Source organism: Chitiniphilus shinanonensis DSM 23277 (assembly GCF_000374805.1).
In the GTDB taxonomy this organism is placed as follows: Bacteria; Pseudomonadota; Gammaproteobacteria; order Burkholderiales; family Chitinibacteraceae; genus Chitiniphilus; species Chitiniphilus shinanonensis.
The window spans coordinates 380,622-394,108 of sequence record NZ_KB895334.1; the positions used below are offsets into that span (position 1 = coordinate 380,622).

The following is a 13,487-nucleotide window of genomic DNA, read 5'->3' on the forward strand; positions in this document are numbered from 1 at the left end:
CCGTGGCGTCGCTCGATCTTGCCCGCCCTGACGGCTTCGCGGCGGGCGCCGTGATCCGCCGCGTCTGGCGCAGCGGCGCGCTCGGCGGCTTCGTGCTGCGCGGCGCCGGGCTGGTCAGCAAGTTCGTGCTGATGGTCTACCTGGCGCGGGTACTGCCGCCGGCGGAACTGGGCTTCTACGGTCTGTTCACCGCGGCGGTGGCCTACGCCGTGTTCGCGGTCGGGCTGGACTTCTACACCTACGCCAACCGCGACCTGATCGGCCGGCCCGAGCACGAATGGCCCGCCCGCCTGCGCGACCAGGGCCTGCTGCATGGCGCGGGCTACCTGGTGTTGGGCCTCGGCGCCGGCCTGGTGGGCGCGTGGCGCGAGATCCCGGCGACGCTGGTGCTGCTGTTCTGCGCCATCCTGGTGTGCGAGCACCTGGCGATCGAGGTCTACCGCCTGCTGGTGATCCAGCGCCGCAACGTGCGTGCCAACGTGGTGTTCTTCTGCCGCATCGGCCTGCCCGCCTACGTGGCGATTGCGGTGATGCTGCTTCATCCGCCGGCGCGTTCCGTTTCCACCGTGCTGGGTTGCTGGCTGGTCGGTTCGGCGCTCGGTGTGGCGCTGGGCACGGCGCCGCTGGCGCGCCTGCCTTGGCGCAGCCTGCGCGGGGTGCCGGTGGACATGGCGCGGCTGCTGGGCGGCCTGCGCATCGCGGCGGTGTTCCTGGCCGGCACCTTGTTGATGCGGGTGCCGCTGATTGCCGACCGTTACCTGCTGGATTTCTTCGCCGACCGCGCCACGGTCGGGGTCTACACCTTCTTCTTCGGCATCGCCGCCGCCATCCCGCAATTGCTGGAAGCGTCGGTGGTGGCCCAGCGCTATCCCCGGCTGGTCGAGGCGCACAAGGCCGGCCGGCTGGACGAATTGGCGCGGCTGCGGCGCGGCATGTTGCGCGAGGTGGGCCTGGTGACGCTGTCGCTGTCGATCGCCTGTCTGGTGCTGATCCATCCGCTGCTGCTGTACATTGGCCGCGTCGAGTACGAGGCGCACTGGCCGGTGCTGCTGCTGCTGGTGCTGGCCAATGGGCTGTCGGTGGTATCGCTGGCGTGGCATTACCACCTGTATGCCGGCGGGCGCGATCGGGCCATCTTCGCCGCCAACGCGCTCAGCGTGGCGGCCTTCCTGATCGCGGCGCTGCTGCTGACGCCGCGCTGGGGCATCGTCGGCATGGGTGTGGCGCTGAGCGTGGCCGCGCTGGCGCAGGCGTGGTATCGCTGGGCCGCCAGCCGCAAGCTGACCGGAGCAGCCGCATGAGCGCCGTGCGCATCTTCCTCTCCGGCGTGGCCAGCGCGTCCCACCTGATCTACGTCGGCGCCTATCTCGACGCGCGGCTGTGCGCCGGCGATCAGGTGACGCTGGTCTGCCTGGGCTTCAGCCGCTTTCTCGGCCAGCAACACGTCGATCTCGATCTGGTCCGCCGCGAACTGCCTGCGCATCCGGCGCTGCGCGTGCTCGGCGCCGAGGCCGGCTGGGCTGCGCAGCCGGGCGAAGCACTGGTCTACCTGGCGGTCGGCGCGCCGGGCATCAAGCCGTGGCTGCGCCTGAAGCGCGCCAACCCATGGCGGCGCCTGCGCTGCGTGGTGGTGGACGAAGGGCTGGGCAGTTATGGCGACTGGCGGGCGCGGCTGGCGGCGATCCGGCGCGAAGGCGGCCACGGCTGGCGGGCCACGTTGCGCGCGCTGGTGGTCAGCACCGCGCAGCGCCTGCTGGCGGATCAACGCTGGGCACTTTATCGGCCGCAGGGCTCGGGCTGGATCGTCGAGCCGCAGATCGCGGACTGGTTCCGCCAGCGCCTGAGCGGCACGGCCGACGGCGCGGCGCGGCTTTATTTCATTTCGCAGCCTTGGGTGGAGCTGGGGCAGGTGGAGGTCGGGCGCTACCAGGTGGTGCTGGCGCAACTGGCCGCCCATGCCGAAACGGCGGGGCTGAAGTTGATGGTCCGGCCGCACCCGGCGGAGGATCGGGCCAAGTACGGCGACCTGCCGCTGGACCTGACGCCGGGGCCGATCGAGTTGAGCCGGATGGCGGCCGAGGCCGTGGCGGTGGCCGGCTTCAACAGTACCGCGTTGGTCAATCTGGCGGCGATCCACCACCGCGCGGTGTTCCGCATCGAACTCCCTGAGCTGGCTGCGGTCGAGTCCGGGCTGGCGCCGCGCCAGCGCAGCCTGCTGGCGGCCTTCCTGCCGCCACCGCGCCCATTGGCGGCGCTGCCGGAATGGCTGGAACAACGATCGGGGGCGAAGCGATGAAGGTGGAAATGCTGATCGCCACCATGCGCTCCAAGGCGGCGCAGAACCACGAGCTGTTCACCACGCCGGACGTGGATTTCCTGGTGATCGACCAGTTGCCGGAGGCGGCCGCTGTCTATCCGGCGGCAGCCAGGGTGGTGGGCGTGCAGGAAACCGGGCTGTCGCGCAGCCGCAATCGGGCGCTGGCGCAGGCACAGGGCGACATTGCGGTGCTGGCCGACGACGATGTCCACCACGCCCCACAACTGGCCGCAGCGCTGGGCGAGGCGTATGCCCGCACCGGCGCCGACTTCATCACTTTCAACAACGGTTCGCAGCGCCCGCAAGGCAGCGGCGGGCTCAAACCGCATACCCGGCGCAGCGTGCTGCAAGTGTCGTCGTGCCTGATCTCGCTGCGCCCGGAACCATTCCGCCGCGCCGGACTGCGTTTCGACGAGCGCTTCGGCCTTGGTGCCGCCTTCGCTTCCGGCGAGGAGAACATCCTGCTGTACGAAGCGCTGGGGCGTGGCCTCAAGGGTTGGCATCTCGATCTGCCGCTGGTGTTCCACGATGCGGTGAGCACTGGCTACCGCTTCACGCCCGAGCTGGCCGAATCCAAGGGCGCCTTGCAGTTGCGACTGTTCGGCGCGGCCGGCTACCTGAGCATGCTGGCCTTCGCCTGGAAAAAGCGCGCACTCTACCGCGAGCGCATGGGATTCATGGACTTCGTGGCCGCGCAATGGCGCGGCGCGCGACGTTACCGACAGGAGCCGATTGCATGAGCGATCTGGTCAGCATCGTCATGCCGGCGTACAACGCCGGGCCGTATATCGATCAGGCCATCGAATCGGTGCGCGCACAGACCTGGCAGGACTGGGAGCTGCTGGTGGTGGACGACGGTTCCACCGACGACACCATCGCCCAGGTGCAGCGCCACGCCGCAGCCGACGCCCGGGTGCGCCTGCTGCATAGCGGCGGCCAGCGCAGCCCGGCGCGCGCGCGCAACGTGGCCATCGCCGCCAGCTGTGGGCGCTACATCGCGTTTCTCGACAGTGACGATGCCTGGTTGCCCAACAAACTGGAACGGCAGGTCGCCGCCATGCGCCAGCACGGCGCGTTGCTGTGCTACAGCAGCTACTACAAGATGGATCGCGATGGCCGGCGCGGCGATACGCCGATCCTGGCCCGGCCGTGGGTGGATCACGGCCTGCTGTTGAAATCCAATTTCATCGGCTGCCTGACCGCGATCTACGACGCCGCGGCGCTGGGCCGGGTGCCGATGCCCGATATCCGCAAGCGGCAGGATCTGGCGCTGTGGCTGGTGCTGACCCAGCGCATCGCCGCCGAATTCGGCCCGTGCCGCGACAAGGTGCTGGGCCTGCCCGAACCGCTGGCGCTGTACCGCGAGCACAGCGGCACGGTGTCGTCGGACAAGAAGAACGCCGCAGCGTGGCAATGGAAGCTCTACCGCGAAGTGGTGGGGCTGGGACGGTTGGCGGCGGCGTATTACTTCGTCCATTACGCCGTGCGCGGCTTCGCCAAGTATCTGAAGTGACGAGGGCGCGACAGCGCGCCCCGAGGTAGACCCCATGCAGGTTCTGTTCATCAGTTTCTTGATCTCGTTGCTGGCCACGCTGGCGATTCTCCGCACCCGGCGCTGGCATGGCCGCCTGTCTGCCGACCACGATCTGGGAGGGGTGCAGAAATTCCACGCCCGCGCCGTGCCGCGCATCGGCGGCGTCGGCGTGTTCCTGGGCCTGGTGGCGGTGGCGACGTGGTATTCGTTGAAAGGCATCGTCGAGGAACGCGCCTTCTGGTTGCTGATCCTGGTCAGCCTGCCCGCCTTCCTCGGCGGTCTGGTCGAAGACCTGACCAAGACCGTCTCGCCGCTGGCCCGGCTGGTACTGACCATGGTGGCCGCCGTGGCCGGCTTCTGGCTGCTGGATGCCGGCATCAACCGGCTGGACGTACCGCTGCTCGACCCAATGGTGCAATTCTGGCCGGTGGCGCTACTGTTTACCGCAGTGGCGGTCGCCGGCGTGGCCAATGCCGTGAACATCATCGACGGCTACAACGGCCTGGCGGCAATGGTGGCCATCATGATCTTCGCCGCCTTCGGCTACGTGGGCTGGATGCTGCAGGATCCCCTGATCTGGCGCACGGCGTTCGCCATGATCGGCGCTATCCTGGGCTTCTTTGTATGGAACTACCCCCGGGGTAATATCTTCCTCGGCGATGGTGGTGCGTACCTGATCGGCTTCATGGTCGGCGAACTGGCGGTGTTGCTGGTGGCACGCCACGAACAGGTCAGCCCATGGTTCCCGCTGCTGGTGGTGATCTACCCGGTGTTCGAAACGCTGTTCTCGATCTGGCGAAAGAAGTTCGTGCGCGGCATGTCGCCGGGCATGCCCGACGGCGTGCACCTGCACATGCTGGTCTACAAACGCCTGGTGCGCTGGGCGGTAGGCAGTAGCGACGTGCGCCATCGCACCACGCGCAACGCTTTGACTTCGCCGTACCTGTGGCTGTTGTGCTCGACCAGCGTGGTGCCGGCGGTGCTGTTCTGGAAGAATCCGGTCGCGTTGCAGTGCTTCATCGTGGGGTTCATGGCGCTGTATCTGCTGCTGTATCGGCAGTTGGTGCGGTTCAGGAGCCCGGGGTGGTTGGTGATACGGCGGCATCGTGGACGAAAGCACAAGTCAAGGAAAATGAAGTCGTCCTCTGCTTAACCGCTCTTTTTTGGGAGTATAGGGGTGCCCCCATAAGGCACACCGTCTTTTAGTTCGGCAACACTTTCGATGAGAAATAAATGAATAGTATTCCCCAAAATATAGTAAAAACACAGGGCGCTGTGTTTCGGGAAGATCGTGAACGATTGTTAAATCAAACCGCTTCTACGATCTGGATTACTGGCTTGAGTGCATCAGGCAAAAGCACGATCGCTTACGCACTGGAACGTGCACTTTTCGATAAAGGGCGACTTTGTTATGTACTGGATGGAGACAACGTACGTCATGGATTGAATTGCAACCTAGGCTTCAGTGCGGAGGATCGAACCGAGAACATTCGCCGTGTGGCTGAAGTTGCCAAATTGATGAATGATGCAGGCGTTATTGTCATTACCGCATTTATCTCGCCATTTGCCAAGGATCGCGAATTGGCCCGAGATGCAATCGGTACGGAAACCTTCAAGGAAATTTATCTCAACACGCCTATCGAAACCTGCGAGGGTCGTGATCCAAAAGGCTTATATCGGAAGGCCAGGGCTGGAGAAATAAAAGACTTCACCGGCGTCCAGTCTCCATACGAAGCGCCGGAGTTCCCCTCGCTTGTGATTGACACCAGTCGGTGTCATATCGACGAAGCTGTACAGCGCATTTTGCTACAGCTGTAGGCAGCTTAAGCAATCCGGCTCCCGTGTCCAATTAGTACTTGGCTCAGGTTGGCACCAAAGCCAAGCTGAGCTAGGCGATCACGCTGAATACAAGCTAAGCAGCAGGCTTGTCATGCATCAGCGAGGGGCAATGAGTCTCCCTGGTCAATAGAACGTACTTATCATCTTCCATAGAAACACAATATATATTCCTGGAAGAGGCAAGGACAGAATATACAGTACTAAATGCGCTTGCCGCGACCACGATATGATCAGGTCGATAGCGCAATACTATTTTTTTGAAATCTACTGCGTGTGTTTTATCTGCACTCCACAAAAAGTGGGCAGCCCAGAATCGATTCCATGCCTCATCCGGGGCCCCTGCATTACTGAACAATACCTGCTCTACCCCGAGTCGTATAACAATGTTAACGGCCTCGGGGGCTTTGAGCGCGATGAGTCCGGATACAGGATCTGGTGCTAGCACTACGCCGGAAAGCCCTTGAGAGAATATATGCTCCAAAACCACTGATTGTGGATGAGGAATTTTTTCCCTTATCGGCCAGTTGAGTAAATTACGCCATGTGGGAACAAAAAAAAGTAAAAGGCCAGCAAGGAAAGCACTCGTAGCACCGAGTGAAATCACGCGCGACCGTGTGGGCAGCGTTAAAAGAATTTTTTCGACAAAATTGCTAACGGTGATGGCGATAACTAGTGGGAACGGCAGAATAAAGAATAGTCGCCAGTAAATATTCTCAAGATATAGCTTCTTGATGAAAAAGTCGCCAAGCCATGGGTTCAAAAAGATGAACCATGGAACAATCCCCCAAAGTAGTATTACCCTTCTACCCCATCCGGCAAGTGCATATATAGCGAAAAGCCAGCAGGAAAAATAAATTGCCCCACTCCACGAAAAGCCGTTGTTAAAGTAAAAGAGCGCATGCCCAACCATCGTTGTCGGCCAGTCTGCGTTCGCCAAACTATTGGCTTCCAGTCCTTTTCCGAAAAAGAACTTGTATGTAATCCCATACAGAAACACCGGAATCAAGGGTAATTGCAATAGACAGATTGGGCGTAGAAGACGGAGATTTTCAGTCATCCAGCATTCGACCAAAAGGACAATGGCAACAGTCAAAGACGCGAAGACGAGAATAAAAAGTGAGGACGCAGTCATCCCAATTGAAGCAAGCGCAATGATGCCTAAAAGCCATAATAGCTTTTTTGAAAGGCCGCCAAAGTAAAGAAAGCTTACGTAAAAATACACTGGCAAGGCAACAGCCAGAAAGGCCACTTTGCCTTGGAATATTCTCGTAACGTAGAGATTCCCGACTGCGCGAATAGTGTCATCAATGAAGGATACAACCACTATTGCTCCTAGTGCGCCAAGGAGGTTTGCATGGGTCCTTTTTAAAAAAAGTGATGTGCAGAGGAAGAGACTGAAGTAGCTGCCAATTCCCATTAAAATTGGGTTTAAATAGTAATAAATTTGAAGGATGGAAAATCCAGTTACATAGGCAATTGCTGCTTGGGCGTATTCAAAAGGTGTTGAAGTTCCCCACGTAAAAGAAGTTAACTTCAGATCGGGAGAATAAATGAAATTTATTTCCAACCCCATGCGGGATTGAGGATGTGCTACGAAATATGTTGCATTTGCGAGGTAGTAGAAATCATCGGCATCTACCCTGTTAAAAAGAAGCGCCCCTCCTCCGGAAATCATGGAAATACATATGGCGTAAATCACGGTTTTGGGCGGTAGGCTGATTTTGAATGTTAGTTTTCCATCCATAAGCCAAAGTACTAGGAAAAGGAGTACAAACAGGCCCGTACAGAATATCCATGCGTAGTGCGCAAAGCGCATTTCCATTGCTTGCGCGAGCCATGTTAGAGGTGCTGCCCACGCAAATGGCAAGAGCAAAATGAGCAATATGCCCAAACTCCATTTCTGAACAACGCTATTCTCGGCCAATCAAAAGACTCCCTTCTCACGCCATGCAGCAGCTTTGCGTAATCCACTAATTCTCAAGATGGATTTGCTAACGTGATAAATATTTTTAGCTCTAGACGCACAATTTAACCACGTCATTGAGGCCGCTCCGCAATTGGCTATCGCTATCTGTATGCTCCCCAGCAATAACCTCAGCGAGAAGAAGAATGCGTCAAGTACCTCGGCAATTCAATTTTTTGCAAAAAAGAAATCACCCAAAGAAACTTACTAAGTAAATCCCCGTCTGTTACCTGCTGTTGCTATCCGCAACGAGGGAGCTATGGCCCAAGAAACATGAGATCTTGGGCCATCCAGCAAACTTATTGAACACGAAGTGGTGTTGTCGACTCTTCTCGCAACTGTATCTCTTTCAAAGCGACCCCTAGGACTCGCGTATCGCCAGACAGAGTTAGTTGCTCCGGTGATGCTGCCGTAGGAATGCTTAGTTGCACAACAGAGCTACTCGTTTTGGGATCCAGAGGTACCTCGACTTCCTGGAGCTGATCGGAGGTGGCCGTAATCGATTTCTGCCAAGCCTTCTCTTCTGTCCTTCCGTTCAACTTGACCGTAACATTGCGCTGGCTACTTGCACCAAACACCGCAAACCTCAAAATCGCGGAGCAGGTGTTTGCATGGCATTGCTCGGGTACAGGTAGTCGTAAGGCGGCTTCCTGAGTCGACCAGGCATGGCTCGGCTCTACGGGATACCAGCCTTTGATTAAGATTTGGCTCGCATTGGTCATGTCAGAATCGACTTTTATTGGATAGCTATACATCGATTCAATGTTGATGCCCACTGCCCCAGAGCCGATTTTTTCTAAATACGCCGTTAATGATGGGTGCAAAATATAATTCCCATAGGCCGATAAATGATCCCCATCAAAAAAAAGAGGCTTGTCATTAATTTTTGCTGAGCAAGTCGACTTCGGGCATAAAACAGGAAAAGGATCCCAGATTGAAATGTGTGCGTCAAAATTACTTATCCGGCGCATCGTTTCAATAATTGGAGCGCGCAATAGTTCCAATTCCTTTCTTTCTTGTGTCAAGCCCCCAGAGCATGCAGGATTACCCTTATTGAACCAATCGGAACATCTAAACGCAGGCGCCCTAAATACCGGAGTTGGCGCAACCAAGACAACATTAAGATCTTTTTTAACAAAAGGCATTATCCAGGTTCTGGCGTCTGCTATAACCGAATTCCGCTGCGTATCCGTATAGGCGCCAAATAAATGGGCTCTCATATCCTTTATCCCGAGATCTCCCCATTGATTCGCCCATCGGTCTAGGCGAAAGCTGGACAACAAGACAACATCGCCGGGCTTTGCTGAAGTTACGATAGCTTCTGTTGCAGCTTTATAATATCCAAGGCAGTCTGCTCTAGCCCCGGCCATGGGATTCCGCATATTCAAAAAAGGGCAAGATGGCGGCGAAAAGTAAATGACCGAGTCAATGCCGAGTGTCGCAGTAACAAGTTCAATCAAACCTGTTAGGTGAGTCGCGTGGGAGTCCCCGAGCACATATATTTTTTGAGTGCTGCTGCTTGTCGCACATCCCTTTGCTGAAAATCGCAATGTCCAACCATTTGCAAGTGGCTCTCTCGTACTATCGGTTTCGCACTGACGAGTCTCAGGGTTTACAAAAGGCAATTTCCCACTGGGAACATACCACTCGCTCGAATTTCGTGTTACTTGGCTAAAACTATATCGCCCTTGATGTTCAAAGACATGGCTAGCTATCCAAAATCCAAGCAGCGGCATCAAAGAAAAAAGCAATATTCGGGCGACTGGGGACCGTTGTTCCAGCCACCGATGGTGCCGTAATGGTGTCTCGACCAATCGATAAGAAGAAAAGGCCAACGTCGCCGTAATGCCAATTGCTATGCACTGTTGCAGCGTGGTTTCCAGCCCGACTGTCCAACGCATTAAGACAAACACAGGCCAGTGCCATAGATAAAGCGAATATGAGCGCTTGCCAATCCACACGGGGGCTCGGGATGCGAATAGGCGTCGCACCGGATCGAGAGGCTGAATATGCGCACCGCCAATCAACAAAAGCGTGCCTAGTGCAGGTACCCATGCCCAAGGAAAGGGGAAGCGATGAGGGTCTGCATATATCAAGCCAGTCGCGACGAGGGTCAGTCCAGCGCAAGCAGTCGCGTTATGTCGAATTCTATGGCTTGAAGTTGAGATATGAAAGCGTTGAGTTAGCATGAAGGCGATGACGCCGAGCCCCAATTCCCAAAAGCGAAATCCGATAAAATAAAATGCAACAGTAGGCCAATTTTCGGTAGCCCAGGCGGCACCCAATGCCGATGCTAGAACCAATAATGATATTAGTGTGGCTACTGCAAAGGCACGTAATCCCCTCCCTGAGTGGGTAAGGCGTACCCATAAGAAAACGAGTATTGGAACTAGTAGGTAAAATTGCTCTTCGATACCCAAAGACCATGTGTGCGTATAGGGGTTAAACTCAGCTCTCGGCGCAAAATAAGTATCTGTATTGCTTTGCATTACCCAATTGCTCAATCCCCAAAATGCATACCTGGCTGTGTCGTTGCTTAATTCGCTTAGCCACGCCGATGGTATAAATAATGTTGCAACGATTACGCTAACCACCAAAACTAACGTTAATGCTGGCAAAATCCGCGCCATGCGTCTGGCGTAGAATTCGCCGAAGAATTGCCCCAAAGGCAGCGGCCCCATTTTTGCTAATGAGGCCGTTACCACAAAGCCGGAGATTACGAAGAATATATCTACCCCGACAAACCCCCCAGGCAGCCATGTTGGGCTTAGGTGAAACAGAATAACGGCAATTACTGCCAATGCACGTAAGCCGTCGATGTCCGGGCGGTACGTGGCTTGGCGAAGCCTGGCGACCTGCACGGCTGCAATTTCTGAGTTGTTCATTGAAATATTGGAATAGGTAAATCTGCCATATGCTACTCAACCAGAACGCGACCTTGGATGGTGGATGGAGTAGCTTCGCGGGCAGTTGGAATTCGTTAGCTAGAAACGTTGGCTGAAAGATACGCGTGAACTTCAGTCAACGAGTGAATGTTTATCCCAACGGACGTCGGTTGTTGCCCGAGATAGAGCAACGTACCAACTCCCGCAGCTAGGCCAGCTTGCATGTCGGTGATGTTATCTCCCACCATGATGGAATGGGACAGATCGATGCCGAAATCGTCAGCTGCACACATAATCATTCCCGGCCCAGGTTTGCGCAGATCGCTGGTCCGTCTGTACTCACCGACGCCATACTCGGGATGAAAAGGGCAAAAATAGATACCATCAATTTCGGCTTCATGCTCCTTGAATCGGGCTTTCATCCATGTCATCAATTTATGAAAGTCCTTTTCAGTGTAGTACCCACGTCCAATGCCGGATTGATTGGTTACCACAATAACCAAATAATTCAATTTGTTTGCGAATTGAACTAGTTCAAAAATTCCGGGTAAAAAAGAAAAGTTCTCTGCTTGGTAGACATAGCCATGATCAACATTAATGACTCCATCTCGATCAAGAAACAGTGCAGGCCTTTTCACTTAAGAAACTCACTTAGCTCAATCTGAGCGCGGTGGAAGTCTTCTGGAATTCCAATATCGATAAACTTGCCATGGGTAATAAAGACCCCGAACTGACGTTGTTTTACAGCTGGAGCCAAAAAATCCAATTCAAATGAGAAATTGCTACCAACTAGGAATTCATCCAGTTGATGCGCTTGCAGCACATAGCACCCTCCGTTGATCAATCCCGGTCCTTCTACACCTTTTTCAGTAAATCCCGTCGCAACGCTTCCTTCTGTGAGCAGACGACCGTACCGACTCGTATCATTCACTTCACGACCTACAATCAGCGGTTTACGCTCCTTTATCCACAGTGCCTCGATCTCGCTAATTTCGAGATCCAGAAAGGTATCTCCGTTGAAAATAAAGACGTGATCAGATCGGATCTTTTCCAACGCAAGACGGACTGCCCCCCCTGTTCCTAAGGGCTGCGGCTCAACGACGTAATCGATCTCTAGACCCGCGTAGGTTTCTCCAAAGTAATCCTGGATGACCTGCGCCATATATCCAATCGACAAAACTACGCGGCTGATACCTTTCTCAGCTAAATGGTTCAGCAGAAGCGCAAGGAAAGGCTGGCCGCTAATAGGCGCCATCGGTTTGGGCACATCGCTGACAACCTCGCGGAGCCGAGTGCCTTTTCCCCCCGCCAAAACGATCGCTTCCATTAATCAGGAGCCTTGAACAAAGCGCGCTCTACCAACCCGCAGATGATATGTCCTAGAACAGCGTGCCCTTCCTGGATTTTGGGTGTGTCGGCACTGGGAACTGCCAAGTAATGATCGCAGAGTGCTTGCATTGGGCCGCCGCGATTGCCGCTCATGCCGACACATATAATACCCAACTGCTTAGCTTGTTCTAGTGCAGCAATGATATTGGGTGATTTCCCGGAAGTCGAATAAGCAATTAAAATATCCCCAGCTACACCATGCGCTTGTACTTGTCGCGAGAATAATTTCTCATAGCCATAGTCGTTGCCAATTGCTGTCATGATAGATGTATCGGTCGTCAGCGCAATTGCTGGTAGCCCAGGGCGATCAAAAGCAAAGCGACTTACAAATTCGCCTGCAATATGCTGTGCATCAGCTGCACTTCCTCCATTGCCGGCCAAAAGAACGCGACGCCCGCTTCTATATGCGGCGATGCAAGATTGAGCCGCCGCTTGCACCGCATTCAGAAGTTGGTCGTCCGCCAGCATGGCAGACATCACCTTACTCGACTCGTTAATCTGTTCAATAATAATTTGCTTCATTGAGCTCTCCAGGCTTGTGAACCGTTTTTTGTGAAATGACAATTGCTAACCTGTCCTCCGAACTGGGACAAAGTTCTGATGACGTTCATGCGCTTCTCCGTTGGGACGAAAAACCACATGAAGCCGCCACCGCCAGCGCCTGATACTTTACCGGCCAACGAACCGGCTTTAGAGGCTGCTTCGTATATCTCATCGATTTGTGGATTTGAGACCGATTTAGCTGAACGCTTTTTATTTTCCCAACCTGCCTTCATGGATTCAACTAATGCTCCGAAGTCACCACGTAGTAAAGCTTCTTTCATGACGAGGGCCTCGTGCTTGATACCATGCATGGCATCCATGGCCTCAATCGCGCCCGCGGTAACATTGCTGCTCTGATCTGCGATAATCCTGGCTGACTCGCGCGATACTCCCGTGAAATACAAGACCAATGAGGCTTCCAGTTCGCAAATTATCCAATTCTTGATACGTAAAGGATTTATTACAGCACGTTCGTTGGCATAAAATTCCATGAAATTGAAGCCACCAAATGTCGCGGAATACTGGTCTTGCCTTCCTCCTTGCAAATTGCAATCAACCCGTTCAATCCAGAATGCGAGATGAGCAATTTCATAATCGTCGAGTGGCAGATTTAGCAACTCTACAAAAGCCTTTATGATTGCCACGACTAACGTCGATGATGAGCCCAAGCCAGAGCCTGCAGGTGCGTCGCAAAATGTGCTGAGCTCGAGTGGAATTGAACGTCCACCATTATAGTTTTGCATCATGTATCGATAAACGGCGCGATGCAGATTTAGCCGGCCGTCCAACTCGATGGATGCTTCTAGGTCGTGAATTTCTTCTTCAACTCTTTGATCGGTTGCTATAAACCGCAAGATAGGCATGTCCAGTGTCTTGATCACGGCATACGCATATCGATCAATTGCTGCGTTCAAAACATACCCACCGTAGGTATCGCAATAGGGGGAAACGTCCGTTCCCCCTCCCGCCAATCCAAGCCGCAAGGGCGCTCTAGATCTGATAAGCACAAGAATTCTC

General features: G+C 55.1%; 12 protein-coding genes. 6 read left to right on the forward strand and 6 right to left on the reverse strand.

Translation table 11 applies throughout. The annotated features are described in order from the left end of the window. Positions 1 to 2: 2 nt before the first annotated feature. The 6 genes from C556_RS0101780 to cysC all read left to right on the forward strand — a co-directional run bounded on the left by C556_RS0101780 (position 3) and on the right by cysC (position 5,669). The gene (locus C556_RS0101780) at positions 3 to 1,301 is read left to right on the forward strand and encodes a lipopolysaccharide biosynthesis protein (protein WP_018746509.1); all 1,299 of its coding nucleotides are present in this window, start codon (positions 3 to 5) and stop codon (positions 1,299 to 1,301) included. After that, a complete protein-coding gene (locus tag C556_RS0101785; RefSeq protein ID WP_018746510.1) occupies positions 1,298 to 2,296 on the forward strand; it encodes a hypothetical protein in 999 nt (332 codons plus the stop codon). Before C556_RS0101780 ends, C556_RS0101785 begins: the two co-directional genes overlap by 4 nt. Next, the gene (locus tag C556_RS0101790) at positions 2,263 to 3,057 is read left to right on the forward strand and encodes a glycosyltransferase (RefSeq protein WP_083930232.1); all 795 of its coding nucleotides are present in this window, start codon (positions 2,263 to 2,265) and stop codon (positions 3,055 to 3,057) included. The genes C556_RS0101785 and C556_RS0101790 overlap by 34 nt, the downstream gene beginning before the upstream one ends. Continuing rightward, complete coding sequence (locus C556_RS0101795; RefSeq protein WP_018746512.1) at positions 3,054 to 3,830, forward strand: glycosyltransferase family 2 protein; 777 nt, start codon at positions 3,054 to 3,056, stop codon at positions 3,828 to 3,830. Before C556_RS0101790 ends, C556_RS0101795 begins: the two co-directional genes overlap by 4 nt. Positions 3,831 to 3,864: 34 nt before the next feature. Then, positions 3,865 to 5,004, forward strand: coding sequence for an MraY family glycosyltransferase (locus tag C556_RS0101800; RefSeq protein WP_018746513.1), 1,140 nt, complete (start codon positions 3,865 to 3,867; stop codon positions 5,002 to 5,004). A gap of 80 nt (positions 5,005 to 5,084) precedes the next feature. After that, positions 5,085 to 5,669: an adenylyl-sulfate kinase gene (gene cysC / locus C556_RS21315; protein WP_051083188.1), complete on the forward strand. Its 585-nt coding sequence runs from the start codon at positions 5,085 to 5,087 to the stop codon at positions 5,667 to 5,669. A 94-nt stretch (positions 5,670 to 5,763) separates the two neighbouring features. Here the strand turns inward: cysC and C556_RS22700 are convergent, their stop codons facing one another. The 6 genes from C556_RS22700 to C556_RS22005 form a co-directional block, all read right to left on the reverse strand. Beyond that, complete coding sequence (locus C556_RS22700; RefSeq protein ID WP_157235703.1) at positions 5,764 to 7,614, reverse strand: hypothetical protein; 1,851 nt, start codon at positions 7,612 to 7,614, stop codon at positions 5,764 to 5,766. Positions 7,615 to 7,952: 338 nt separating this feature from the next. Further along, the gene (locus tag C556_RS21995) at positions 7,953 to 10,538 is read right to left on the reverse strand and encodes an acyltransferase family protein (protein WP_083930237.1); all 2,586 of its coding nucleotides are present in this window, start codon (positions 10,536 to 10,538) and stop codon (positions 7,953 to 7,955) included. 95 nt (positions 10,539 to 10,633) lie between these two features. Next, the gene (locus C556_RS0101805; protein WP_026262722.1) at positions 10,634 to 11,176 is read right to left on the reverse strand and encodes a D-glycero-alpha-D-manno-heptose-1,7-bisphosphate 7-phosphatase; all 543 of its coding nucleotides are present in this window, start codon (positions 11,174 to 11,176) and stop codon (positions 10,634 to 10,636) included. Continuing rightward, positions 11,173 to 11,865 (reverse strand): nucleotidyltransferase family protein, encoded by a 693-nt coding sequence (locus C556_RS0101810; RefSeq protein WP_018746515.1) that lies wholly within the window; start codon positions 11,863 to 11,865, stop codon positions 11,173 to 11,175. Before C556_RS0101810 ends, C556_RS0101805 begins: the two co-directional genes overlap by 4 nt. After that, positions 11,865 to 12,449 (reverse strand): D-sedoheptulose 7-phosphate isomerase, encoded by a 585-nt coding sequence (locus tag C556_RS22000; RefSeq protein ID WP_211214646.1) that lies wholly within the window; start codon positions 12,447 to 12,449, stop codon positions 11,865 to 11,867. Before C556_RS22000 ends, C556_RS0101810 begins: the two co-directional genes overlap by 1 nt. After that, positions 12,446 to 13,351, reverse strand: a complete 906-nt coding sequence (locus C556_RS22005) for a GHMP family kinase ATP-binding protein (protein ID WP_211214647.1) — start codon at positions 13,349 to 13,351, stop codon at positions 12,446 to 12,448. The genes C556_RS22000 and C556_RS22005 overlap by 4 nt, the downstream gene beginning before the upstream one ends. Positions 13,352 to 13,487: the final 136 nt, after the last annotated feature.

Excerpts from the sequence above, each read along its gene's own strand:
- C556_RS0101785 (WP_018746510.1), top strand. The coding sequence starts at position 1,298 with ATGAGCGCCGTGCGCATCTTCCTCTCCGGCGTGGCCAGCGCGTCCCAC.
- C556_RS0101790 (WP_083930232.1), top strand. The coding sequence starts at position 2,263 with ATGGCTGGAACAACGATCGGGGGCGAAGCGATGAAGGTGGAAATGCTG.
- C556_RS0101795 (WP_018746512.1), top strand. The coding sequence starts at position 3,054 with ATGAGCGATCTGGTCAGCATCGTCATGCCGGCGTACAACGCCGGGCCG.
- C556_RS0101800 (WP_018746513.1), top strand. The coding sequence starts at position 3,865 with ATGCAGGTTCTGTTCATCAGTTTCTTGATCTCGTTGCTGGCCACGCTG.
- cysC (WP_051083188.1), top strand. The coding sequence starts at position 5,085 with ATGAATAGTATTCCCCAAAATATAGTAAAAACACAGGGCGCTGTGTTT.
- C556_RS21995 (WP_083930237.1), bottom strand. The coding sequence starts at position 10,538 with ATGAACAACTCAGAAATTGCAGCCGTGCAGGTCGCCAGGCTTCGCCAA.
- C556_RS0101810 (WP_018746515.1), bottom strand. The coding sequence starts at position 11,865 with ATGGAAGCGATCGTTTTGGCGGGGGGAAAAGGCACTCGGCTCCGCGAG.
- C556_RS22000 (WP_211214646.1), bottom strand. The coding sequence starts at position 12,449 with ATGAAGCAAATTATTATTGAACAGATTAACGAGTCGAGTAAGGTGATG.